Annotated in this window: 24 protein-coding genes; 7 read left to right on the top strand and 17 right to left on the bottom strand. The window is 51.7% G+C overall.

Annotation, left to right across the window (positions count from 1 at the left end):
* Positions 1 to 65 precede the first annotated feature (65 nt).
* The 5 genes from anmK (at position 66) to pdxY (ending at position 4,645) form a co-directional block, all read left to right on the top strand.
* A complete protein-coding gene (gene anmK, locus OGY15_RS19470; protein ID WP_151219095.1) occupies positions 66 to 1,187 on the top strand; it encodes an anhydro-N-acetylmuramic acid kinase in 1,122 nt (373 codons plus the stop codon).
* 87 nt (positions 1,188 to 1,274) lie between these two features.
* Positions 1,275 to 1,604 carry a C-type lysozyme inhibitor gene (gene mliC / locus OGY15_RS19465; protein ID WP_151219096.1) on the top strand — a complete coding sequence of 110 codons (330 nt, stop codon included), beginning with the start codon at positions 1,275 to 1,277 and terminating at the stop codon, positions 1,602 to 1,604.
* Between the two features lie 58 nt (positions 1,605 to 1,662).
* Positions 1,663 to 2,319, top strand: a complete 657-nt coding sequence (gene pdxH, locus OGY15_RS19460) for a pyridoxamine 5'-phosphate oxidase (RefSeq protein WP_087878779.1) — start codon at positions 1,663 to 1,665, stop codon at positions 2,317 to 2,319.
* A gap of 126 nt (positions 2,320 to 2,445) precedes the next feature.
* Positions 2,446 to 3,720 carry a tyrosine--tRNA ligase gene (gene tyrS / locus OGY15_RS19455; protein ID WP_003029168.1) on the top strand — a complete coding sequence of 425 codons (1,275 nt, stop codon included), beginning with the start codon at positions 2,446 to 2,448 and terminating at the stop codon, positions 3,718 to 3,720.
* A 64-nt stretch (positions 3,721 to 3,784) separates the two neighbouring features.
* Positions 3,785 to 4,645: a pyridoxal kinase PdxY gene (pdxY, locus tag OGY15_RS19450; RefSeq protein WP_151219097.1), complete on the top strand. Its 861-nt coding sequence runs from the start codon at positions 3,785 to 3,787 to the stop codon at positions 4,643 to 4,645.
* An 83-nt stretch (positions 4,646 to 4,728) separates the two neighbouring features.
* Here the strand turns inward: pdxY and gstA are convergent, their stop codons facing one another.
* From gstA to blr, 12 genes are all read right to left on the bottom strand, one after another.
* Positions 4,729 to 5,334 (bottom strand): glutathione transferase GstA, encoded by a 606-nt coding sequence (gstA, locus tag OGY15_RS19445; protein ID WP_151219098.1) that lies wholly within the window; start codon positions 5,332 to 5,334, stop codon positions 4,729 to 4,731.
* A 104-nt stretch (positions 5,335 to 5,438) separates the two neighbouring features.
* Positions 5,439 to 6,944 (bottom strand): dipeptide/tripeptide permease DtpA, encoded by a 1,506-nt coding sequence (gene dtpA, locus OGY15_RS19440; RefSeq protein WP_187252496.1) that lies wholly within the window; start codon positions 6,942 to 6,944, stop codon positions 5,439 to 5,441.
* Between the two features lie 613 nt (positions 6,945 to 7,557).
* On the bottom strand, positions 7,558 to 8,193 hold the full coding sequence (nth, locus tag OGY15_RS19435; protein ID WP_286540718.1) for an endonuclease III: 636 nt from the start codon (positions 8,191 to 8,193) through the stop codon (positions 7,558 to 7,560).
* The gene (locus OGY15_RS19430; RefSeq protein ID WP_151219099.1) at positions 8,190 to 8,885 is read right to left on the bottom strand and encodes an electron transport complex subunit E; all 696 of its coding nucleotides are present in this window, start codon (positions 8,883 to 8,885) and stop codon (positions 8,190 to 8,192) included. Before OGY15_RS19430 ends, nth begins: the two co-directional genes overlap by 4 nt.
* Before the next feature lie 3 nt (positions 8,886 to 8,888).
* The gene (gene rsxG, locus OGY15_RS19425) at positions 8,889 to 9,509 is read right to left on the bottom strand and encodes an electron transport complex subunit RsxG (RefSeq protein ID WP_151225413.1); all 621 of its coding nucleotides are present in this window, start codon (positions 9,507 to 9,509) and stop codon (positions 8,889 to 8,891) included.
* A 9-nt stretch (positions 9,510 to 9,518) separates the two neighbouring features.
* A complete protein-coding gene (gene rsxD, locus OGY15_RS19420) occupies positions 9,519 to 10,571 on the bottom strand; it encodes an electron transport complex subunit RsxD (protein WP_252838354.1) in 1,053 nt (350 codons plus the stop codon).
* Positions 10,572 to 12,596 carry an electron transport complex subunit RsxC gene (rsxC, locus tag OGY15_RS19415; RefSeq protein ID WP_286540716.1) on the bottom strand — a complete coding sequence of 675 codons (2,025 nt, stop codon included), beginning with the start codon at positions 12,594 to 12,596 and terminating at the stop codon, positions 10,572 to 10,574. It lies immediately after the preceding gene.
* Positions 12,589 to 13,167 (bottom strand): electron transport complex subunit RsxB, encoded by a 579-nt coding sequence (rsxB, locus tag OGY15_RS19410; RefSeq protein WP_006684670.1) that lies wholly within the window; start codon positions 13,165 to 13,167, stop codon positions 12,589 to 12,591. The genes rsxC and rsxB overlap by 8 nt, the downstream gene beginning before the upstream one ends.
* Positions 13,167 to 13,748, bottom strand: a complete 582-nt coding sequence (gene rsxA, locus OGY15_RS19405; RefSeq protein ID WP_003029144.1) for an electron transport complex subunit RsxA — start codon at positions 13,746 to 13,748, stop codon at positions 13,167 to 13,169. Before rsxA ends, rsxB begins: the two co-directional genes overlap by 1 nt.
* 76 nt (positions 13,749 to 13,824) lie before the next feature.
* Positions 13,825 to 14,265, bottom strand: coding sequence for a DUF2569 domain-containing protein (locus tag OGY15_RS19400; RefSeq protein WP_151219115.1), 441 nt, complete (start codon positions 14,263 to 14,265; stop codon positions 13,825 to 13,827).
* Between the two features lie 91 nt (positions 14,266 to 14,356).
* Complete coding sequence (gene ydgT / locus OGY15_RS19395) at positions 14,357 to 14,572, bottom strand: transcription modulator YdgT (RefSeq protein ID WP_151219116.1); 216 nt, start codon at positions 14,570 to 14,572, stop codon at positions 14,357 to 14,359.
* Positions 14,573 to 14,865: 293 nt separating this feature from the next.
* Positions 14,866 to 14,991, bottom strand: a complete 126-nt coding sequence (blr, locus tag OGY15_RS19390) for a division septum protein Blr (protein ID WP_210905250.1) — start codon at positions 14,989 to 14,991, stop codon at positions 14,866 to 14,868.
* Between the two features lie 241 nt (positions 14,992 to 15,232).
* On the opposite strand from blr, the gene OGY15_RS19385 reads away from it, so the two are divergent.
* Positions 15,233 to 16,273 (top strand): oxidoreductase, encoded by a 1,041-nt coding sequence (locus OGY15_RS19385; RefSeq protein ID WP_151225417.1) that lies wholly within the window; start codon positions 15,233 to 15,235, stop codon positions 16,271 to 16,273.
* 97 nt (positions 16,274 to 16,370) lie between these two features.
* On the opposite strand, the gene add is transcribed toward OGY15_RS19385, so the two are convergent.
* From add to malX, 3 genes are all read right to left on the bottom strand, one after another.
* On the bottom strand, positions 16,371 to 17,372 hold the full coding sequence (gene add, locus OGY15_RS19380) for an adenosine deaminase (protein WP_151219119.1): 1,002 nt from the start codon (positions 17,370 to 17,372) through the stop codon (positions 16,371 to 16,373).
* A 100-nt stretch (positions 17,373 to 17,472) separates the two neighbouring features.
* The gene (locus tag OGY15_RS19375; RefSeq protein WP_151225418.1) at positions 17,473 to 18,645 is read right to left on the bottom strand and encodes a MalY/PatB family protein; all 1,173 of its coding nucleotides are present in this window, start codon (positions 18,643 to 18,645) and stop codon (positions 17,473 to 17,475) included.
* 10 nt (positions 18,646 to 18,655) lie between these two features.
* Positions 18,656 to 20,248, bottom strand: coding sequence for a maltose/glucose-specific PTS transporter subunit IIBC (gene malX, locus OGY15_RS19370; protein ID WP_286540712.1), 1,593 nt, complete (start codon positions 20,246 to 20,248; stop codon positions 18,656 to 18,658).
* 169 nt (positions 20,249 to 20,417) lie between these two features.
* Between malX and OGY15_RS19365 the strand changes: the two genes are divergently transcribed.
* Entirely contained in the window at positions 20,418 to 21,446 is a 1,029-nt protein-coding gene (locus tag OGY15_RS19365; protein WP_286540709.1) for a Mal regulon transcriptional regulator MalI, read from the top strand.
* Between the two features lie 45 nt (positions 21,447 to 21,491).
* Here OGY15_RS19365 and OGY15_RS19360 read toward each other — a convergent pair whose 3' ends face one another.
* Both OGY15_RS19360 and manA read right to left on the bottom strand, forming a co-directional pair.
* Complete coding sequence (locus OGY15_RS19360; protein ID WP_286540707.1) at positions 21,492 to 23,000, bottom strand: YdgA family protein; 1,509 nt, start codon at positions 22,998 to 23,000, stop codon at positions 21,492 to 21,494.
* Between the two features lie 106 nt (positions 23,001 to 23,106).
* Positions 23,107 to 24,282: a mannose-6-phosphate isomerase gene (gene manA / locus OGY15_RS19355; protein ID WP_286540706.1), complete on the bottom strand. Its 1,176-nt coding sequence runs from the start codon at positions 24,280 to 24,282 to the stop codon at positions 23,107 to 23,109.
* Positions 24,283 to 24,393: the final 111 nt, after the last annotated feature.

Raw genomic sequence — 24,393 nt, 5'->3', positions numbered from 1 at the left:
AAGCATGGCATTACTCGGCACTTTATGGTTGAGTGTCAAGGCTAATTTGCTTAAAAGGATGACATATGAAATCGGGCCGTTTTATCGGTGTAATGTCTGGAACCAGCCTTGATGGCGTCGATGTTGTGCTGGCGACAATAGATGAAACGATGGTTGCGCAACAGGCGAGTCTGAGCTGGCCTATTCCTGGTCATGTAAAACAAGCGATTCTGGATATCTGTCAGGGTCAGCAGCTTACGCTTTCTCAGTTTGGGCAACTGGATGCACAGCTCGGTTATCTGTTTGCTGAGGCGGTGAATGCCCTGCTGGCGCAGGAAAAGATGAAACCGCAGGACATTGTTGCGATCGGTTGTCATGGGCAAACCGTGTGGCATGAACCGACAGGCCCCGCGCCGCACACGCTGCAAATTGGCGACAATAATCAGATTGTGGCACGCACAGGGATAACCGTAGTAGGCGATTTTCGCCGCCGCGATATCGCCCTCGGCGGGCAGGGGGCACCGTTGGTTCCGGCTTTTCATCAGGCGCTGCTGGCTCATCCAACGGAGCGGCGGATGGTGCTAAACATCGGCGGAATTGCCAATTTGTCTCTGCTTATTCCCCAGCAACCCGTTCGCGGCTACGATACCGGACCTGGCAATATGCTGATGGATGCCTGGATCTGGCGGCAATGTGGTCAACCCTACGACAAAGATGCGCAGTGGGCCAGTTCAGGAACGGTGATCCTGCCTTTACTGCAAAATATGCTTAGCGATCCTTATTTTTCTGCGCCTTCACCCAAAAGCACCGGTCGTGAGTATTTCAATTATGGCTGGATAGAACGTCATCTGTCGCAGTTCCCGGGTATAAGTCCGCGGGATGTACAGGCGACGCTTGCCGAACTGACCGCGGTGACTATTTCAGAGCAGGTCTTGCTCAGCGGCGGCTGTGAACGACTCATGGTCTGCGGGGGAGGAAGCCGTAATCCGCTGTTGATGATGCGTCTGGCGGCATTATTGCCGGGTACAGAGGTCACCTCAACCGATGAAGCCGGGATTAGCGGCGACGATATGGAAGCGTTAGCCTTTGCCTGGCTGGCGTGGCGAACGCTGGCAGGGTTACCGGGAAATCTGCCTTCAGTCACCGGCGCATCAGAGCCGAGCGTTTTAGGGGCGATTTATCCAGCTAACCCACGAACTCAGAGTTAACTGAAATTATTCAGCGCCATATGCCGGTAAACTAGGAATAATAGGGAGGGTGCCATTACCCTCCAGGACCAGGAAAGTCTTCAGGATATGGCTATGAAAAAACTGTTGTTAGTGTGTCTGCCGGTATTGCTTAGCGGGTGTAGTGTGTACAACCAATTTGTCGAGCGTATGCAAACGGATACGCTGGAATATCGTTGTGACGAAAAACCGCTTACCGTGAAGTTGAACAATACCCGTCAGATGGCAAGCTTTGTATATGATAATCAGCTACTGAACCTCAAACAGGGCGTGTCGGCATCAGGTGCGCGCTATACCGATGGTATCTACGTCTTCTGGTCTAAAGGCAACGAGGCAACGGTCTATAAACGAGACAGAATTGTGCTAAATAACTGTCAGTTACAGAACCCGAAGCGTTGAGATTTTCACCTGGGCGGCGCACAATAGCGTCACCCACTGACAATCCGTAGCCAACATCATGTCTGATAACGACGAATTGCAGCAAATAGCGCATCTGCGCCGTGAATACACGAAAGGCGGTCTTCGCCGCCGCGATCTTCCCGCCGACCCCCTTGCACTGTTTGAGCGCTGGCTGGGGCAAGCCTGTGATGCCAAACTCGCCGATCCCACCGCGATGGTCGTTGCGACCGTCGATGAAAATGGTCAGCCGTATCAGCGTATCGTGTTGCTCAAACATTATGATGATAAAGGGCTGGTGTTCTATACCAACCTCGGTAGCCGTAAGGCGCATCAGATCGAGAAAAACCCACGCATTAGCCTCTTGTTCCCCTGGCACACGCTGGAACGGCAGGTGATGGTTATCGGTAAGGCTGAGCGTCTTTCCACACTCGAAGTGGTCAAATACTTCCACAGTCGCCCACGCGACAGCCAGATTGGCGCCTGGGTATCTAAACAATCCAGTCGGATCTCCGCTCGCGGTATTCTCGAAAGCAAATTCCTCGAACTGAAACAGAAGTTTCAGCAAGGGGAAGTGCCTCTGCCCAGTTTCTGGGGCGGCTTTCGTGTGAGTATTGAACAAATGGAGTTCTGGCAGGGTGGTGAAAACCGCTTACACGATCGTTTTTTATACCAACGCGAAGATAACGCGTGGAAAATTGATCGCCTGGCTCCCTAAAGATGCAAATTTCTTGTTTTAAGCGCTGGTGCTGAACAATCCGGCGCTTTATTCTATGTTTCTTTCGCATCAGGCGAAAAGTCGTGTACCGGCAAAGGTGCAGTCGTTTTATACATGGAGATTTTGATGGCAAGCAGTAACTTGATTAAACAATTGCAAGAGCGGGGGCTGGTGGCCCAGGTGACGGACGAGGAAGCGTTAGCAGAGCGACTGGCGCAAGGCCCGATCGCGCTCTATTGCGGCTTCGATCCTACCGCTGACAGCTTGCATTTGGGGCATCTGGTTCCATTGTTATGCCTGAAACGCTTCCAGCAGGCAGGCCATAAACCTGTCGCACTGGTAGGTGGCGCAACCGGTCTGATTGGTGACCCGAGCTTTAAAGCCGCCGAGCGTAAACTGAATACCGAAGACACCGTGCAGGAGTGGGTGGACAAAATCCGCAAACAGGTTGCGCCGTTCCTCGATTTCGACTGTGGCGACAACTCGGCGATTGCTGCGAATAACTACGACTGGTTTGGCGGTATGAACGTACTGACCTTCCTGCGTGATATCGGCAAACACTTCTCTGTTAACCAGATGATCAACAAAGAAGCGGTGAAGCAGCGTCTGAACCGCGACGATCAAGGGATCTCCTTTACCGAGTTTTCTTACAATCTGCTGCAGGGTTATGACTTTGCCTGTCTGAATAAACTGCACGGCGTGGCGCTGCAGATTGGTGGTTCAGACCAGTGGGGTAACATTACTTCAGGTATCGATTTGACCCGTCGTCTGCATCAGAATCAGGTATTTGGTCTGACCGTTCCGCTGATCACTAAAGCTGACGGCACCAAATTCGGTAAGACTGAAGGCGGCGCTGTGTGGCTGGATCCGAAGAAAACCAGCCCTTATAAATTCTACCAGTTCTGGATCAACACCGCCGATGCGGACGTTTATCGCTTCCTGAAATTCTTCACTTTCATGGACATTGAAGAGATCAATGCGCTGGAAGAAGAAGATAAAAACAGCGGTAAAGCACCGCGTGCCCAGTATGTACTGGCCGAACAGGTCACGCGTCTGGTTCACGGTGAAGAAGGTCTGGTTGCGGCAAAACGCATTACCGAAAGTTTGTTCAACGGTAATTTGAGCGATTTGAGCGAAGCTGATTTCGAACAGCTGGCGCAGGATGGTGTGCCGATGATCGAAATGGATAAGGGTGCCGATCTGATGCAGGCGCTGGTGGACTCCGAACTGCAGCCTTCTCGCGGTCAGGCACGTAAGACCATCGCGTCAAACGCGGTGACCATCAATGGTGAGAAGCAATCTGATCCGGAATATTTCTTCCAGGAGAGTGATATCCTGTTCGGGCGCTACACCTTACTGCGCCGTGGTAAGAAGAATTATTGTCTGATTTGCTGGAAGTAAGATTTAGTTAGCAGGGGCGTGGGAAACTACGCCCCTTTATTTTTTCAGGGTTGTGGTAAGCAAAATGAAGAATATCCTCGCCATCCAGTCCCACGTTGTTTTTGGTCATGCGGGCAATAGTGCAGCAGAGTTTCCAATGCGTCGTCTTGGCGCAAATGTCTGGCCGCTGAATACCGTTCAGTTTTCTAACCATACACAATACGGTAAATGGACCGGTTGCGTTATGCCGCCGAGCCACCTGACCGAAATCGTTCAGGGTATTGCCGATATTGATAAACTTCAGACCTGTGACGCAGTCCTGAGCGGTTATCTTGGTTCAGCAGAGCAGGGCGAGCATATTCTGGATATTGTACGCCAGGTGAAAGCGGCCAATCCGCAGGCGAAATACTTCTGCGACCCGGTGATGGGGCATCCGGAGAAAGGGTGTATCGTTGCACCCGGCGTCGCTGAGTTTCACGTGCGCCATTCGTTGCCGGCCAGCGACATTATCGCCCCGAATCTGGTTGAACTCGAAATTTTGTGCGAACACGCGGTTAACAGCGTCAATGAGGCAGTGGCAGCCGCACGTGAGCTCATTGCGCAAGGACCGGCAATTGTGCTGGTGAAGCATCTGGCTCGTGCAGGTATTAGCTCAGATCGTTTCGAGATGTTGTTGGTCACAGCCGACCAGGCGTGGCACATCAGCCGACCGTTAGTTGATTTTGGCGCTCGTCAGCCCGTTGGCGTCGGTGATGTCACCAGTGGCTTGTTGCTGGTTAAACTGTTGCAGGGGGCGTCTTTACAGCAGGCGCTTGAGCATGTGACAGCGGCGGTGTATGAAGTGATGATCGCCACCAAAGAGATGCACGAGTATGAGTTGCAGGTGGTGGCCGCGCAGGATTCTATCGCCAGGCCTGAACATTACTTCAGCGCGACGCAGCTGTAATCAATGCCCGATGGCGCTCTCGCTTATCGGGCATTGGTTTGACTATAGGCCGGGTAAGCGCCAGCGCTACCCGGCAACAGCAGTTAATTTAACCCTTCAGCTTTCAACGCCGCTGCAACCGCCGGGCGTTCAGCCATCCGCGCCATATACGCGTCTATATTGCTTAAACCGGCCATATTCAGCTTCACCGCATAGGCCCAGCGCAGCACGGTGAACAGATAAGCGTCCGCAATGCTGAAGCGCGAGCCACAGATCCATGGGTTATCTTTCAGCGAGTCATTCACATACTGCATTTTTTTCTCCAGCAGCGCGCGAACGGTTGGCTTGAAGTCCTCCGGCGTATCGGGACGGAAAAGTGGTGTAAAGCCTTTATGCAGCTCTGTCGCAATGTAGTTAAGCCATTCGATGGTTTTGTAACGGGAGAGGCTGCTTGTAGGGGCCAGGAGCTGACGGTCTGGCACGCTGTCTGCCAGGTATTGCATGATGGCGACGCCTTCGGTCAGTAGCGTTCCGTCATCCAGCAGCAGCGCGGGGACTTGACCTTTTGGGTTTACCGCGAAAAAATCATCGCCGTTTTCCAGACGTTTCTTCATCAGATCAACACCATCCAGCGTGAAATCTTTACCGCTCTCACGAAGCGTGATGTGGGAAGCGAGAGAACAAGCGCCCGGTTTGTAGAACAGTTTCATCGGTAACTCCTTTTGGCTGAGGTATACCGTATGGTAGTGCTACCTCAGGCAAAAAAAAAGCCGCTAACATCAGTTAGCGGCCGGAAAGAAAGTTTCCCTGAGAATTACGCTGTTGCGGCCTTAGCGGCTTTCTCATCGGCTTCGTCGTCCTGAGTCATACGATTCAGTTTCGGTGCCGTCAGCAGCATCAGAACAGCGATAACCGCCGTTGCAACACCAATCTGCAGGAACACGCGACCGTAGACTTCCAGAGACATCAGCGGGTCAGTCACATTCTCTGGGACCGCCATCATGTTAGCCACGTAACCACCGATGATATTGGCACCGGCAGTGGTCAGGAACCAGCTACCCATGATGAAGCCCATCAGGCGTTGCGGAACCAGCTGTGCCACCATTGCCAGACCCAGACCGGAGATCATCAGCTCACCGATACTTTGCAGGCCGTAGCAGATGATCAACCAGTTAACGGAAACGATGCCCGCGTCGGTAGCGAATTTCGCACCCAGCGGCAGGATCAGGAACGCACCGGAACACAGCACCATACCAATCGCAAACTTGGTTGGCATCGGCAGCGTATCGCCCATCTTGTTATAGATAGCGGCGAGGATTGGGCTACCAATGATGATCCAGAACGGGTTCAATGCCTGGTATTGTTCAGGTTCAAAAGCAATACCAAGAATAGAGTGCTCAACGTTACGAATCGCGAAGAAGTTCAGCGAGGTCGGCATCTGGCTGTACAGCACGAAGAAGATAATCGCTTCCAGCATCAGAATGAAGGCAACGATCATTTTACGACGGGCAGCACCTTTCATGGTGAAGGCTTCTTTACCGAAGATAAACACGATACCAATGGCAATCACACCCAGAACCATACGTGCGATCTGCTGGTTATGCAGCAGCCAGGTTGCAATCGCGATCAGCACCACAACGCCAACGATGGTCAGCAGCAGGTTACGGAAGTTGATTGGCTCAAAGTCAGGCTTAGAACCGTACTGTTTAACCCAGCGCTGGCAGAATGCGAAGTTAACCACGGTAATCAGCATACCCACGACGCTCAGTGCGAACGCGGTGCTCCAGCCGTAACGCGCAGCCAGCCACGGCGTTGCCAGCATAGAGAAGAATGAACCGATGTTGACGGACATATAGTACATGGTAAATGCACCATCAAGACGCGGGTCATCTTTGGCATAGCAGGTAGAGAGCAGGGATGATGGGTTTGCTTTAAACAGACCGTTACCGACAGCGATGGCCGCCATACCCATATAAACGATACCCGCATCGTGACCGGACCATGCTACCAGCGCATAACCAATCGCCAGCACAACGGCACCCAGCATAATGACGCGTTTTGTACCCAGAACTTTATCACCTAACCAACCGCCAATCGCAACCAGGCCATATACCAGGGCGCTAAAGGAGGAGAAAAGGGTGATGGAATCCGCTTCTGACATGCCCAGTTGTTTAACCAGGTAGACGGCCATAATTCCTTGCAGGCCGTAATAACCAAAACGTTCCCACAGCTCAATTGAGAAAATGAGATAGAACGCTTTTGGTTGTTTGAAGGCGTTTAAACTCACGCCTTCTGTTGGTTTATTGTTTGCAGTAGACACTTTTACCTCTTTTTTTACATCCCATATCAACGGGGGTGTTCAGGTACGTGATGAGTCAAGTTCATCCGTCCGATTGTTATAGTGGGAGGGGAAACGGCAAGTAATGTTCACTATCTTGACCCTTCAGACAAGTGGTTTGTAATAATCTGTTACATATATCATGACTGGTGAAATCGTCGGGGCGCTGAAATGTTATCTAGCGTTAAATTTCTTCATTTAGAAAATGGCAGATTTTTACACTGTTTAATTACGGTGAAAACCGCAATGTGGCGATATGTTCTGCTATTTGCGGTTGAATCCAGTGATATAGGCCAATATCTGAAAAATAGCTAGTGTAATGTTTTGTTTATAAACTGTTCACTTAGGTCATCTGATTGTCACTTTAACTAAAAAATAAATATTTTTTAACATTGTGTTAGCTGCGTGATCCTGATCACGTATAGATAGAAATTTCTAGTACTAAAAAAACGATTAACCTGCTCAGGCGCTAATTCACAAGAATATTACATTAGAGATGGGTAATTGAATGGCATCATTGTCGGGAAAACTATTGCGAGGGAGTGCATAACTAATCGTTATGTATGCGAGGGGCAAAGAGGATGCCCCGGCAGCATCAGATATCAACTTTATCTTTGAATTCACAGAGATCTTCGATGATGCAGGAACCACAACGAGGCTTCCTGGCTATACAGGTGTAGCGGCCATGAAGAATTAACCAGTGATGGCAATCGACTTTAAATTCACTGGGTACGACTTTCAGTAGCTTCTCTTCTACCTGTTCGACGTTTTTACCAGGGGCAAATTGTGTCCGGTTACATACCCGGAAAATATGGGTATCTACAGCAATAGTCGGCCAGCCAAAGGCAGTATTTAACACCACATTCGCCGTCTTGCGCCCAACGCCAGGCAGGGCTTCTAATGCGGCTCTGTCTTCCGGAACCTCGCCATTGTGTTGTTCCAGTAAAATGCGGCAGGTTTTAATCACGTTCTCCGCTTTGCTGTTAAACAAACCGATTGTTTTAATGTAGGACTTAACGCCTTCGACGCCTAGCTCCAGCATCGCGGCGGGCGTATTAGCGACGGGGTAAAGCTTGGCCGTTGCTTTATTGACGCTGACATCGGTGGCCTGAGCGGAAAGCAAGACCGAAATCAGCAGTTCGAAAGGTGATGTAAAATTAAGCTCGGTTGTTGGATGCGGATTGTTATCACGCAGGCGAGTGAGAATTTCCAGCCGTTTAGCTTTGTTCATGACACATTCCCTGTTTCACCAGCCGGACTGTCCACGACAGCCGCCTCGGCACGACGTTTCTTCATTTTCTCATCAATAAGATACTTAACTGCCAGCATCAAGCCCAGACCAATAAACGCGCCTGGTGGCAGCATGGCCAGCAGAAACGGCGTATCAGTATGGAAGATCTCAACGCGCAATACTTTAGCCCAGCTACCCAACAAACCGTCGGCGCCATCAAATAGTGTACCGTTACCAATTATTTCACGCAGTGAGCCCAGAACAAACATGGCGCCGGTAGCCCCCATACCGATGGAGAAACCATCGAGCGCGGATAATGCTGGGCCTTTTTTGGCGGCGAAGGCTTCAGCACGACCAACAACAATACAGTTGGTCACAATCAGCGGGATAAAGATGCCCAGAGACTGATACAGGCCAAAGGCGTAGGCATTAATCAGCATCTGCACTGCACTCACCACAGAGGCGATGATCATGACATAAATTGGAATACGGATTTCAGGCGGTGTCCAGCGACGAAGGGCCGAAATCGTCAGATTGGTCAGCGTCAGGACGAGCGTCGTCGCGAGCCCCAGCCCCAGCGCGTTAGTGGCGGTAGAGGTAACAGCCAACAACGGACACATCCCGAGTAACTGCACAAGCGCGGAGTTATTTTTCCATAACCCCTGGACAATAACGTCTTTAATTTCGCTCATGGTTTATTCTCCACAGGCGCTAAGTTGAGGAAGCTGTGCGGGTAGCGTTTGCGCATACAAACCGGCGCGTTTTACTGCATTCACTACCGCCCGCGGCGTAATGGTTGCGCCAGTAAACTGGTCAAAGTCACCGCCGTCTTTTTTTACCGCCCAGTGGGCGTCGTTACCCGCAGCGATTGTTTTGCCACTAAAGTGGGTGATCCAGTCAGAAAGCCGCAGTTCGATTTTGTCGCCCAGTCCCGGCGTTTCATGATGCTCGGTTACCCGCGTACCCAACACAGTACCCGTAAAATCGACACCGACCAGCAGTTGAATAGCCCCGGAATAACCATCTGGCGCTGTAGCTTCAAGAATTGCTGCCACGGGATGGTCGTCCTGGCGCGCAATATACACACGGTGAGTACCTTTACCTAACGCCTGCGCATTAACCAGATAACAGCTCTCAGACAAGTTATTATTGTAGCGGTCGCCTGGCAGAACCTGATCGAACAGTGCTTTTTGCTGCAATGCGGCCTGTTCATCAATGGTGGACTTGGTTAATTGATTGATTGCCGCGGTTAATCCCGTTGAGCCCGCAGCAAACAGTGCCAGCGTAATACCGTGTTTACGAATCGTTTTCAGCATTGGAATTCCTTAGCGATGTCCGTACACGCGAGGGCGGGTGTAATAATCAATCAAGGGAACCGTGATATTTGCCAGTAATACGGCAAAGGCCACACCGTCAGGATAACCGCCAAAACTGCGAATCAACCACACTAACAGACCTGCAAGTGCGCCAAAAACCAGGCGGCCACGGTTAGTTGTCGAGGCTGTAACGGGGTCGGTAAGAATAAAGAATGCACCCAGCATGGTCGCGCCTGAAAGCAGGTGTAACTGAGGTGATGCGAGTGACTCCGGTGAGATCCACCATCCCAGGGTGGCGCAAACGGCGAGAGACAGAAGAAAGCTAACCGGGATATGCCAGCGAATCGCCTTCTGCCATAACAGAACGATCCCGCCTGCCAGCCAGGCAAGATTAACCCACTGCCAGCCTGCACCTGCCAGCACACCGCTATAGATCGGGTATTGCATCACCTGTTCAACAGTACGCCCTGCATGCAATGACGTCTTAAAGGTGTCAAGAGGCGTTGCCTGGCTGATACCATCAATGCCCATTCGCAGCGTATTCATATCCCCGCCGCTGACAGTGTGGCCGCTAAGGATAACGTTCAGTGCGTCAAAGAACCCAGGCACGGTAGCCGCAATTTCGTGCGGCGGCAGCCAGCTGGTCATCTGTACCGGAAATGAGATTAGCAGCACGACGTAACCAATCATGGCAGGGTTAAACGGGTTCTGACCGAGACCGCCATACAACTGTTTAGCAATAATAACCGCGAATACCGTGCCTAATACCACCATCCACCAGGGGGAGAGCGGAGGAATACTCACGGCCAGCAACAACCCGGTGAGTAAGGCGGAGTTGTCTTTTAAAATTGGCACGATGGGTTGTTTCCTCAGTCTAAGCACGCCCGCTTCGGCGGCGATAGCGCTGATGGCGGCCAGAACTATCTGGAACAACGTACCCCAGCCAAAGAACCACAGCTGCGCGGCGATCCCTGGCAACGCCGCAAGTAACACCAACATCATGATTCGTGATGTCTGGCGCTGGTTATGGGTATAAGGGGAGCTTGCTATTCTGAATACCATTTATTCCTCGTTAACAACCTGCTGCTGCGCGGCTTTCTTTGCCTGAGCGCGTGCGATAGCGGCCGCGACGGCGGCTTTACGTGGATCAACCGACTCGGCTGTTGCCGTTGCTGTCTGCTGCTCAAGCTTGCGGGCTTTTGCACGAGCGATTGCCGCTTCCACGGCGGCTTTGCGGGGATCAACCGGTTCGGCTGTTTCAGTTGCTGTCTGCTGCTCAAGCTTGCGGGCTTTGGCACGAGCGATTGCCGCTTCCACGGCGGCTTTGCGGGGATCAACCGGCTCGGCTGTTTCCGTTGTTGTCTGCTGCTCAAGCTTGCGGGCTTTGGCGCGTGCGATTGCCGCTTCCACGGCGGCTTTACGTGGGTCACTACCTGTGCTGTTCTCTTCAACCTGGGCCTGATTTTCCGTTCGGGCCACGCGAGCCTGCGCCTTACGCGCCTCGCGTGCGGCTATCACGGCGCTATTGTCAGGTTTTTCGCCTGGTTGAATCACCACGGGCTGCAGCGCCTGAGCCTGTTTTTCTTTTACGCGAGCCAGCGCGGCGGCGATGGCATCATGATCTTTCGCTGCAGGCTGAACGGCTGCGTTTTTGTGACGTTCAAGACGGGCAGCTTTTTCACGTTCAAGGCGCGCCTGTCGGGCTTCAAATCGCGCTTTTGCTTCAGCTGCACGTTTTTCTTCCTGACTAATGGCGTAAATCTCGGCTTTTTCCTGACGGAAATACTGCACCAATGGAATGTTGCTTGGGCATACCCAGGCGCAGGCACCGCATTCAATGCAGTCGGCGATATTGTGGGCCGTGGCTTTGTCGTGCTGTTGCCCTTTACTGAACCAATAGAGCTGCTGTGGCAGGAGATCGGCCGGGCAGGCATCGGCGCAAGCGCTACAGCGAATACAGCCTTTCTCTTCTGGCGTTTCACCCATTTCACTAGCAGAAGGTGCCAGAAGACAGTTGGTTATCTTGACCACCGGTACATCCAGCCATGGCAGCGTAAAGCCCATCAGCGGTCCACCCATAATCACCATCTGGTCGGCGGAAGGACAAAAGCCCGCGTCGTTGAGCAGATGACGAACTGGCGTACCTAAACGCGCCCAGACGTTGCCTGGACGACTGACGGCTTCCCCGGTAAGCGTCACGACACGCTCGGTGATCGGTTCTCCGTCAATTACCGCACGTTTGATCGCATAGGCGGTTCCGACGTTTTGCATCAGCACGCCAATATCGGATGAGCGTCCACCATGGGGAACCTGCTTGCCAGTCAGAATTTGCGTTAACTGTTTGGCCCCGCCGGACGGATACTTAGTAGGGATCACGCGCAAGCTGATATCGTGTGAATCAGCCAGCACCGCGCGCAGCATGGAAATTGCCTGCGGTTTGTTATCTTCGATGCCCAACAGAATTTCACGTGGCTGAAGAATGTGGGCCAGGATGCGGATACCTTCGACGACCTGCGCCGCGCAGTCCTGCATCAGGCGGTCATCAGCTGTAATATACGGCTCGCATTCAGCGGCGTTGATGATCAGTGTTTCAATTTTATCACCGCCGCCCTGCAGTTTTACACCGGTGGGAAAACCTGCGCCGCCCAGTCCGGCGACGCCAAACTGATGAATACGCGCGATCAGTTCTTCTCGGCTGCGGGAGCGGTAATCGGCCCAGCCGTCGCGCTCAATCCAGCGGTCTTCGCCATCAGCGTCAATGATAACGCTCAGCTCAGCTAACGCCGATGGATGCGCGGTAGAGTGCGGGGCAATGGCCACCACGGTGCCTGACGTTGGCGCATGTACCGGAAGCATTTTGCCACGCCCTATGGTTAGCGCCTGACCTCGCAACACAGTGTCGCCCACGCTGATGCACAGTTCACCCTCCGCGCCAATATGTTGTTTCAGCGGAATAACAAAACGTGGCGCCAGCGGAACCTGCCGCAGCGGCGTACCGTTTGACTGAGTCTTCATTTCTGGTGGATGAATGCCGCCATCAAAGTCCCAGATTTTATTTTTTCTGAATGCAGAGAATAACTTAAACATGTTGTTCCACGGGAATGATGCGCACAGGAATGGTGTTTAAATCCCATTTCCAGCTGTCTGGTGTCTCGGCTACCGGACGTAACTCGATGCACTGCGTCGGGCACGGATCAACGCACAGGTTGCAGCCGGTGCAGAGATCGCTCATCACCGTGTGCATGGCGCGCGTCGCGCCCACGATCGCATCGACGGGGCAGGCCTGAATGCACTTTGTGCAACCGATACAGTTATTTTCATCAATGACCGCCAGCATACGTACGGGCGTAACATCATGTTCATCACCATCAATCGGCTGCGGGTCGACGTTCAGCAGGGCGGCAATTTTTAACATCACAGCTTCACCACCGGGTGCGCAACGGTTAATTTTTTCACCCTGAGAGCCGATCGCTTCTGCATAAGGATGGCAGCCCGGATAACCGCATTGTCCACATTGGCTTTGTGGTAGAATTTCATCAATTTTCTCCACCACCGGATCATCCTCGACGGCAAAGCGTCGTGAGGCGTAACCCAAAATAGCGCCGAACGCCAGACCCAGTAGACTCACTGCGGCAACGGCAATCCAGATAGCATTCATTACAACTTCACCAAACCACTAAAGCCCATAAAGGCCAATGACATTAGACCGGCGGTAATTAGAGCAATTGCGTTACCGCGAAACGGAGCCGGGACATCTGCCACAGCAAGGCGTTCGCGAATAGCAGCGAACAGTACCATCACCAGCGAGAAGCCGACAGCGGCGGAAAAACCGTACAGTGCCGACTGTAAAAAGTTATGGCCGAGGTTGATATTCAGAAGCGCCACACCCAACACCGCGCAGTTTGTGGTGATCAGCGGCAGGAAGATCCCCAGCAGACGGTAAAGTGCAGGGCTGGTTTTGCGTACAACCATCTCAGTAAACTGCACAACGACAGCGATAACCAGAATAAATGCCAACGTGCGCAGATAGATGAGATTGAGCGGGATTAGAATCCAGGTATCAATCAGCCATGCGCAGATGGATGCCAGCGTCATGACAAACGTCGTGGCAAGGCCCATACCCATTGCGGTTTCCAGTTTTTTGGAAACGCCCATGAATGGACAAAGGCCCAGAAACTTAACCAGTACAAAGTTATTGACCAGTACAGTTCCGACAAACAGCAGCAGGTAATCAGTCATTTTTCGGCCTGAAATAAAAAAGCCGCCTATTATCTGACAATCCAGAACAGGCGACAACAGGTTAACTGTAGGGTTATTACGGGTTCACAAACGTTGTTTTTACGCGCTGCGAGCGTTTAAAGTAGGGTACCAACAGTGCTGCCGCTAACAATGGGAACAACAGTTGGCGCACGGCAAAGGCGTCCGGGACCGGTGAAAAAGCAAACGCTTTAATCGCCAGTAGCACGGAAATCAACAACCACAGAATATAGTGCTTGGGCACACAGGCTCTGCGCTTGAAAAATGCAATCGTCAGCCACAGTGTGTAATACCACATGGCGATTGCGGTAATAAAGGAGACGCCCCATAGCAACAAATTGGCCGTACTTTGTTCACCCAGGGTTTGGAAGGTTTGCGGTGTAGCCAGCGCAGTGACGTAAAGTAGTAACGCCAGCGAAGCGCTCAGCAATGCGACTAACAGCCAGGCCAGTGGCCCAAGTAGCCAGCCTCCGATACGTTGTGCCGGTGTGGTAGTCATCTCTTCTCCAGGTTTACGCGCGCGATCAAGCATGCCTTTTATTTTGGGGCAATTATTATAAAGCTTTTAACGTTAAGCGCTACTTTCTTATTTATTGCACGTAATGCCAGACTGATTTAGGGATCTGACCAACATCAAACAGGCGGCCTCCCGAAGTTAGCTCTGCACGGCGGTGGTCTGCCGCACGGTACATATTGATAATGTCGCCGTCGTCGGTGAGCGTGTAGTTAAGATGGTCGAACAGTTTTTCCAGGCTTTCGAGTGAACTGATTTTGCGGAATTTTAATAAGTAATCCTGAACAGTCATAAATGAAGATCCATATTAATAAAATAATACCAACGGAGTAGATAATATAAAAAATAAACAACGTGCACAGGTAAAAGCGGATTTACGCGCAAATGTAAGAAGAGAGTTCATACCTGTGGAAAAGTAGGCGTTATGCACACCTGCAGCAAGGGTAACGCGCTTCGCTACCACAGGCAATATGCTGCGGAGAAGGATGCGGCATAATTCGCTTTTTTTGACAGAATTCGATCTTTTGTAGCCATATGACGCAACTAACACATGTTAATTGCCGGGCGCAAAAGTGCTGCAGATGCTTATTTCTTCTGCACGGTAGCAACGGGCTCCGGCGGCTGGTAATTGTCAATATGATTGGCAACACCCAGCAGGATCACGGAGACGGTGAGAACAATCCAACCTGTTAATTCAATAAGACGATTCATTACTGATGACATTTGCTTTGATTTATCCATAAACACAGGCTGCAAATGTTACTAATCTCTCAATAATACAGCAAGATAATTGGGAACGATTTCTCCCTCTTTTTCGCGGTAAGTTAAGCATAAGTGGCATATGTTTGACTTAAGTTAAGAAACAACCTTTGTAGCGTAAAGGTTATTAAACTATTGAGACGTTGCAGGGTATGGTGTGAAATAGGTCAGTCCTGAATTGAGAGGCAATAACATGAGCGACAACATCCGCGTTGGGCTAATTGGCTATGGTTACGCCAGCAAAACTTTCCATGCCCCGCTGATCGTGGGCACACCGGGCCTGGAATTGGTTGCAGTTTCCAGTAGTGATGAAGCAAAAGTGAAGGCAGACTGGCCGCAGGTCGCGGTTGTTGCTGAGCCTAAGCATCTTTTTAACGATCCGAATATCGACCTGATTGTGATCCCCACGCCTAATGATACGCACTTCCCGTTAGCAAAGGCTGCGCTGGAAGCGGGCAAACATGTGGTTGTTGATAAGCCTTTCACTGTGACACTGTCACAAGCTCGCGAACTGGATGCGTTAGCGCGTAGCCTCGGGCGTGTGCTGTCTGTTTTCCATAATCGGCGCTGGGACAGTGATTTTCTGACGCTCAAAGCTCTGCTGGCGGATGGTGTGCTGGGGGAAGTCGCGTATTTCGAATCTCATTTCGATCGTTTCCGTCCGCAGGTTCGTGACCGTTGGCGTGAACAGGGCGGCCCGGGAAGCGGTATCTGGTATGATCTAGCACCGCACCTTTTGGATCAGGCGATTAACCTGTTTGGTTTACCCGTCAGCTTGACGGTTGATCTGGCTCAACTTCGCCCGGGGGCGCAAGCAACGGACTACTTCCATGCCATTCTGACGTATCCGCAGCGTCGTGTGATTCTGCACGGTACCATGCTCGCAGCCGCAGAATCGGCCCGTTATATTGTACACGGTTCGCGCGGTAGCTATGTGAAGTATGGTCTTGACCCACAGGAAGAGCGCCTGAAAAATGGCGAGCGACTGCCTCAGGAGGATTGGGGTTATGACATGCGCGATGGCGTATTGACGCGAATTGAAGGTGAAGAGCAGGTTGAAGAGACCTGGCTTACCGTACCGGGCAACTATCCTGCGTATTATGCTGGCATTCGTGATGCGTTAAATGGTCACGGTGAAAACCCGGTACCGGCGAGACAAGCGATCCAAATCATGGAACTGATTGAGCTTGGTATTGAATCAGCTAAGCATCGTTCGACATTGTGCCTTGCCTGATTACGCCAATGCCGGATAACTGTGCCCGGGCACAGTTATCCGGCCTACAAAAACCCAACGTAGGCCGGATAATCATTAGCGACCTGCGATACTGCTATTACGCTGCGGCAACTTTCTCACGCAGCGCACGTTTCTCTTCGTTACTCAGAAATGCCATTTCCAGTCCGTTGATTTGCGCCTGGCGGATCTGTTCTCGCGTTAACCCCGCAGCGGGTGCGGCAATGGTGTACTCATGAATAATATCCACCCCTTGCACCGCCGGATCGTCCGTATTTAAACTGGCTACCACGCCGTGCTCGAGGAATGTCTTCAGCGGATGGGTCGCCAGGGAGGCGACGGTGCTGGTCTGAATGTTCGATGTCAGGCAGGATTCGATGCCGATCCGGTGCTCAGCGAGATAATCCATCAACGCACGATCTTCAACGGCTTTAACGCCGTGACCAATACGCTCAGCGCCCAGCTCTTTAATGGCCTGCCAGATGCTTTCTGGTCCCGCGGCTTCACCTGCATGCACGGTAATACGCCATCCCGCGTCACGCGCCTGGTTGAAATGCGACAGGAACAGACTACCCGGGAAGCCCAGCTCGTCGCCGGCCAGATCCAGGGCGGTAATCTGGTCCCGGTGTGCTAACAGCGCATCCAGCTCCTGCAGGCAGGCGGCTTCACCGAAGGTACGACTCATAATGCCAATTAAGCGTGCCTCGACGCCAAAGGTCTTGCAGCCTTCGCGAACGCCGGCAATGACGGCTTCAACTACGCCAGCAACGGGAAGTTGATGCGCCATCGCCATATAGCCTGGGGAAAAACGTAATTCTACATAGTGCAGGCCGTTACGTGCGGCATCCTCAATATTCTCAAATGCCACACGGCGACAGGCATCCAGCGAGGCCAGTACCTTCACGCCCCAATCGAGCTTGGATAAAAAGCTCACTAAATCCGGCTCAGTAGATGTGATTTGTACATGAGGGATCAGTGTTTCAAGTGTTTGCGCCGGAAGCGTCAAATTGAACTGACGACCCAGATCGAGGATCGTTTGCGCACGGATGTTACCATCAAGATGGCGATGGACGTCGGTTAGTGGGAGGGAAGTATCAATCATGGTCGCACTCGTGTATTTAGGTAAAGTGCGTCGTATTATATGAAAAAATCGGGATAAAAATCTATGTTGCGCAATGAATAATTTCATTGCGCAAACTGAGTTAGCGTACCGAATGGATGGCGTTAATCAATCCCTGAACGCCTTTTTCAAGCTTGGATCGTGGACATCCGGCGTTGAGACGCACAAAACCTCGACCTTCTTCTCCGTAGGTATATCCCGGCATGATGGCGACTCTCTGCTGGTTGATGAGAGCATCCTGCAAGGCATGGTCATCAATATTCAGCGGGCGCAGGTCAATCCATGCCAGATAAGTGGATTGCGGAACCTGCCAGTTAAGTTCGGGGAAGGCCGCATTTAGCTCTTGGGCTACGTAATGCAGATTACTGGCAAGATAGTCGCGCAGCGAATCAAGCCAGCTTGCGCCTTGTTGATAAGCGGCAATATGCGCGCTAAGCGCCAGCACCGCAGGCGAGGAAAGACCATCACGACCCTTCAACGCGCTGAGGTAATCATTGCGGCTTTGCGCATCCTCAATGATTCCATAAGCCCCGGTTAATGCCGGAATATTAAAACTCTTTGAGCCGGAGGTGAGCAGAGCCCAGTTTTCGCGCGCGACGTTACTCCACGGAATGTGCGGTTGTTCTCCCCATACCATATCCATATGGATCTCATCGGAAATAACCTTAACGCCGTGGCGTTCGCACAGTTCCGCCATGGTTTCCAGTTCATTGCGAGTCCACACTTTGCCCGTCGGATTTTGTGGGCTGCAAAGCAGAAGAATTTTACTTTCTGGTCGAGAAAGCGCTTTCTCCAGGGCAACCATGTCGCAATACCAGCCGTCAGTGCGCTTTTCCAGTTCGACAGCGCGCACCACGCGCTGATTACCTTCAATTGCTTTGTAAAACGCGTCGTACGCCGGCGTATGAATCACCACCGCATCACCCGCAGAAGACCACTGGCGGATCAGCTCCGAGACCATATAGATGACCGAGGGGCCATACACCAGCGACTGAGGATCGATTTGCGTATTATGACGCGTATGAAACCAGTGGCTAATCGCTGCCAGAAACTCATCATTTTTCCAGCGACTGTAGCCGAGCACGCCATGTGACAGGCGCTGAGTCAGCGCCTCCAGAATACAAGGTGCGGTGGCAAAATCCATATCGGAGATGGTGAACGGCAGCAGGTCGGCTGAACCAAAACGGTCGGCAACGTAATCCCACTGAGTACACCAGGTACCGTGCCTGTCCACTACCTTTGAAAAATCATACATAGTGTTGTCCTTAAGCCTGTACGGTGTTCATCAGAACCGCGATCTCGTCTTTTACTGACTGGACCTGCGGACCAATAACGACCTGAAGGTTATGCTGATTGAGCTGTACTACGCCAATGGCACGATTGTCCTTCAGAGCCTGTACGTTAACAAGCGACATATCTTTTACTGACAAACGCAGACGGGTAATACAGTTATCCAGGCTGACAATGTTTTCCGCACCGCCCAGCGCTGCCAGAATAGCAGGAACGTTGTAACCCGATTTACCAGGCGCTCCAGCCATGACTTTCTCGATATTGTTGGCAAGTTCTACTTCACGACCCGGCGTCTTCAAATTGAAGCGTGTGATGGCGAAGCGGAAGATCACGTAGTACACCGCAAACCAGATCGCCGCTACAACAGGGACCAGATACCACTTGGTGGACAGCCCGTGCAGAATGCCAAACACCACGAAGTCAATCAGGTTACCGTCAGTATTACCGATGGTGACGCCAAGTACCGCCATTACGGTGAAGCCAAGCCCGGTCAACAGGGCGTGGATCACATACAGAACCGGGGCGACGAACAGGAATAAGAACTCGAGGGGTTCGGTAGTGCCACCAATAACGCAGGCAATCAGACCAGAAATTAATAACCCTTTAATTTTATGACGATTTTCAGGACGCGCGCAGTGGTACATCGCTAATGCCGCACCCGGTAAACCACCGAGGAACGCTGGCATTTTACCCTGGGACAGGAAGCGAGTTGCGCTTTCAGAGAAACCTTGCGTTGTCGGGCAGCTCAATTGAGCCTGGAAAATAGTCAGTGCGCCGCTCACACTATGACCGCAGACTTCCTGAGTACCACCGGCCTCCGTGAAGCGAATTAATGCCACCAGAATATGATGCAGGCCAAAAGGTAGCAGCAGACGTTCACCGGTACCAAACAGCATCGGACCAAATTCGCCTGCGCTGTTGATGATGTGGCCGAGCCCGGTAATACCCATGGCGAAAACCGGCCAAATCAGGGGAATAACCAACCCGACCAGCCCCATCACCACCGAGGAAATGATAGGCACAAAGCGGGTTCCGCCGAAGAATGCCAGCGCATCCGGCAGGCGAATATTGTGGAAGCGTTCATGTAGCATCCAGACAATGATCCCGGCAATTACTGCGCCGAGGATCCCTGTATCGATCGACTGGATCCCCAAAATATTTTGCACGTTGTTGGCTTTCAGGATCGCCGCGTCAGTTGTGGGTAAGATACCTTTGGTGGTTAACCAGAAGTTGACGGCAAGGTTCATGACCGCATACCCGACAAAACCGGCAAAAGCCGCCACGCCTTTGTTCTCGCGCGCCAGACCAAGAGGAATGGCGATACAGAACATCACTGGCAGGAAGCTAAACGCAAATGAGCCAACTTTACTCATCCAGGTAAAGATGGCCTGTAGCAGCGGATTTCCCAACGCCGGGATCAGCGTCAGGACATCATGGCTGCTTAACGAGCTGCCGATCCCCAACATGATCCCACAAAATGAGAGCAATGCGACGGGCAGCATGAAGGTCTTGCCCAACTGCTGAAAAAATTCCCATAACGTTATTTTTGGTGTGGTTCTCGTCGTCATCAAACGACTCCTTGTAAAAGCTGGCTGACTAATGATGGCGAGAAGATAAAACGTTTTACCTAATTTTAGTGCGGTACATATCACATTATCGAACGATAATAGAGCGTATAAATATAAGTGATTGATAAAACGTTTTATCCATCACGTTATCAGGGAGTTTTCTGTTTTTATGGCTATAGCCAAAAAAATAACCATCCATGATGTTGCGCTGGCTGCAGGGGTTTCGGTCAGTACTGTCTCATTGGTGCTTAGTGGAAAAGGGCGAATTTCATCAGCAACCGGCGAACGGGTGAATGCTGCTATTGAGCAACTGGGATTTGTACGTAACCGGCAAGCATCTGCATTGCGCGGTGGGCAGAGCGGTGTTATTGGTTTGATTGTGCGCGATCTTTCTGCGCCATTTTACGCCGAATTGACGGCGGGCCTGACGGAAGCGTTAGAAGCACAGGGGCGCATGGTGTTCTTACTGCACGGCGGGAAAGATGGTGACCAGCTGGCCCAGCGTTTCGCGATGTTACTCAATCAAGGGGTAGATGGCGTGGTGATCGCGGGGGTAGCTGGCAGCAGTGACACACTGCAACAGCTGGCTGCTGACAAAGGGATCCCAGTGGTTTTTGCATCACGAGCCAGCTATATGGACGATGTTGACACCGTCAGGCCCGATAACATGCAGGCTGCACAGTTACTGGTTGAACATCTGATCCGCCACGGACACCAACGAATTGCCTGGCTGGGTGGCAAGAGTTCTTCATTGACCCGCGCAGAGCGCGTCGGCGGCTATTGTGCTACGTTGCTAAAATATGGTTTACCGTTTCATAGCGAGTGGGTGCTGGAATGTTCATCCAGTCAGAAGCAGGCCGCAGAAGAGGTGACGGCGCTATTACGTCGCAATCCAACGATCAGTGCGGTGTTATGCTACAACGAAATCATTGCCGTAGGTGCCTGGTTTGGCCTGATGAGAGCGGGGCGTCAGAGTGGTGAAATTGGCGTAGATCGCTATTTCGAACAGCAAATTTCGCTGGCCGGATTCGCCGATGTGGCAGAAAACGCGCTGGACGATATTCCCATTATCTGGGCATGCACGCCTGCGCGTGAAATGGGATACACCCTTGCTGAACGCATGTTACAACGCATTGGCCACGATGAAAGTCATTCACGCAATCTGACGCTTTCCGCTCGTCTGGTGGCAGCGAAATAAAAAAGCCCGACAAACAACGTTATCGGGCCTGTCATCGAGACGTGATTACTGTTGAGGGATGGCTGGAGCATCCGGTTCTGCCAGAGAAGGCATACCGAACATACCAACAAACTCATCCAGTGGCATTTTTTGCCCGTTCAGCGTTACCTGGCCGTTAGCGTATTGCAGGCTGGAGCCGATAACGTTGTCCTGCAGCGTCGTAATACGGAACATCTGGCCCATTGCCGCCAGGCCATTAACCTGTTGCTTCGCCAGATCCGCCGCTTCTTCCTGCTGATATCCTTCCAGTTTGGCAATCTTCGTCATGAACTCGGTCGCCATATCGACAGGGATTGTCAGCTTCGCATCCAGTGATTTGACTGAACGGTCCACTTCCTGAGTCAGCGTTTGCGGCTCCACGGTATTTGTGGTCGGATCTTTTAGCAGCAGGGACAGGTTAAATGCGGTTTCACCCTTTGCATTCTTCCAGCTCAGTGGGGCAATGGTGATAACCGGTTCGCCTTTCATCAGAATCGGCAGCGCATTAAAGAAGGCTTCAGTGACTTTCTGTTGATAGAGCTCAGGGTTCTGTACCACATCAATCTGCGCCATCAGCGCTTTGGTTTGGGCGCTGTATTGCTGACTAAACTGATGCAGTGCTTCCCCGTCAATCTGGCCAACTTTCAGCGTCAGCTTACCGCTCCCCATATCCTGACCCTGCAATTTCAGGCTATTCAGGGTGTAATCCAACTGGCTGTTGACGGTTTTGCCATCGTTGATCAGATCGGATTTACTATCGATGCCCATGCCTTCCAGAACCGCTAACTCTTTGCCTTCGACTGAAATCGACAGTTTTTCGAGTGACAGTTTCTGGTCGCCAATGCGTTCACCAAAGCTGGCGATACTGCTGGAACCTTCAGTTTTCAGGTTATTGAACGTAATTTGTACTTTCTGATCATACTCATTAACCGCATTAACCAGACCACTCTGCGCATCGCCAGTTAACGACACAGCATTACCGTCTTTGTCAGCGGTAAACTGGAACTCACCGCCGCTAAAGGCGACTTTTTCATCGCCTTTCTCGTAGTTCAGTGGTTTGAGAGTAAGATCGGAACGGGTATCCCCGCTGTAGCCAATGCGCGAATTAATGACGAATGGCGTCTCGCCTTTGGCAATATCAAACAGTGGTTTGGTAACGTCGTTATTCACCAGCGTCGTTTTCACGGAGGCCATCGCTGGAACCAGATTCAGTGACTTCAGTTGGGCCAGCGGGAAAGGACCGTGATCCACCGTTTCATTCAGGACAATACTTTGCCCCGGTTTCAGCCAGGAATCTGCCTGTCCGGCAATAGGTTTTACCACCAACTGCAGTTGGCTATTGAACACGCCGCGCTGGTAGTTCTGATAACTCAGTTCAATGCCAGCCTCGGGAGAGTAGCGTTTTAACTGATCGTTTGCCTGCGTCACCATCTCGGCGAGATGCGTTTCGAGTTTTTTTCCTGTGTACCAGGCACCGCCCGTCCAGACGATACCCAGTGCAACCACCACACCCGCAGCTACCAGCGATTTTTTCATTTTGATATCCATATAATAAAACCAGACGCTTGAAGACGCCTGGAGGAGTGACATGTCTCTAACCTACTACAGCTTAGCAAGAGATGTTAAAAATATCAGTATCTTGCTACAGCTTGTTATAAACCCGAGCTAAACGACCCGTGCCGCTGACGTTTATCGGTGATTCATCCGCACTAATAAAGGCCGACTCACCCGGCTGCAACACCAGACGCTGCTCGCCTTTGCTCAGCACGGCTTCACCCTCAATGCAGAACAAAATGGCCGCACTTTGCTGGTTGATATCTGCGCCATCGGCGGTCAGTTCATGCAGAGAAAATGCGAAATCGTCTACCGGAATGGGGAAGTCCAGCTCGCTATTAGTTTTTATCGGTGTCGTCAGCAATTGGTTCGCAGGCTTGGCGACGAACTTAACGTTGGCGACCAGCTCGGGAATATCAATATATTTTGGCGTCAGTCCGGCGCGCAGCACGTTGTCTGAGTTGGCCATTACCTCAAGCGCCACACCTTGCAGGTAGGCGTGTGGAGTTTCAGCAAATAAGAACATCGCTTCTCCAGGATTAAGTTTCACCACATTCAGTAACAGTGGGGAGAAGAGCCCGCTGTCGTTCGGGTAGAAGTCAACGATCTGGCGAATGGTTTGCCAGGGTTCACCCTGTTGGCTGTTCAGCGCGGATTTCAGGATCGCCAGCGCATGGGATTTCTCCTCATCCTGCATATTCAGCAAACTGGCGAAAAGATAGCTCAGACGTTCGGCATTCGGTTCCTGCAGGAAATGTGCAATAGCCGGATGCGCTGCGGAAACCGGTTGTAACAATGCAACAATGTCTGAGAACTCGCGAAATGCATTCATCGCCAGGAAAGGGGTTAAAGCAAAAACCAGTTCCGGCTTGTGGTTAGGGTCTTTGTAGTTACGCTCGGCGGCATCCATCGGGATCCCCGCCGCGTTTTCTTTAGCAAAACCGATTTCAGAGTTGTGTTTGTTAGGATGGACCTGAATCGAAAGAGGTTGCGCGGCGCAGAGTACTTTAAACAGGAAAGGCAGTTCACCAAAGCGTTTCGCAACGGCATCGCCTAACAGTGCGGATTTGTCATTCTCGATGACGTCGCGCAACGCGATCGTCTGGCCGTTAGCGCCCATAACCTGCGAACTGCTTTTCGGATGTGCGCCCATCCACAGCTCAGCCATCGGCTGCTGAGTGGGATTGGCAATCCCATAAAGTTCCGTTAACGCAGTTTTACTTCCCCAGGCATAGTTCTGCACTGAGTTGATGAGTTTTTGCATGCTCAAGCCCTGTTTCAATGTGGAATTTTCTACGGCTATTAAAGCAAGAAACCCGTGGGGAAGTAACCTGCACATGTAAAAAGTCGTCCTTGTCTCAGTTTTTGTTAAAAA

The organism is Citrobacter sp. Cu231, from assembly GCF_030332265.1.
Classification (GTDB): Bacteria; Pseudomonadota; Gammaproteobacteria; order Enterobacterales; family Enterobacteriaceae; genus Citrobacter; species Citrobacter meridianamericanus.
This window is presented reverse-complemented; position numbering and strand designations above follow the sequence as displayed.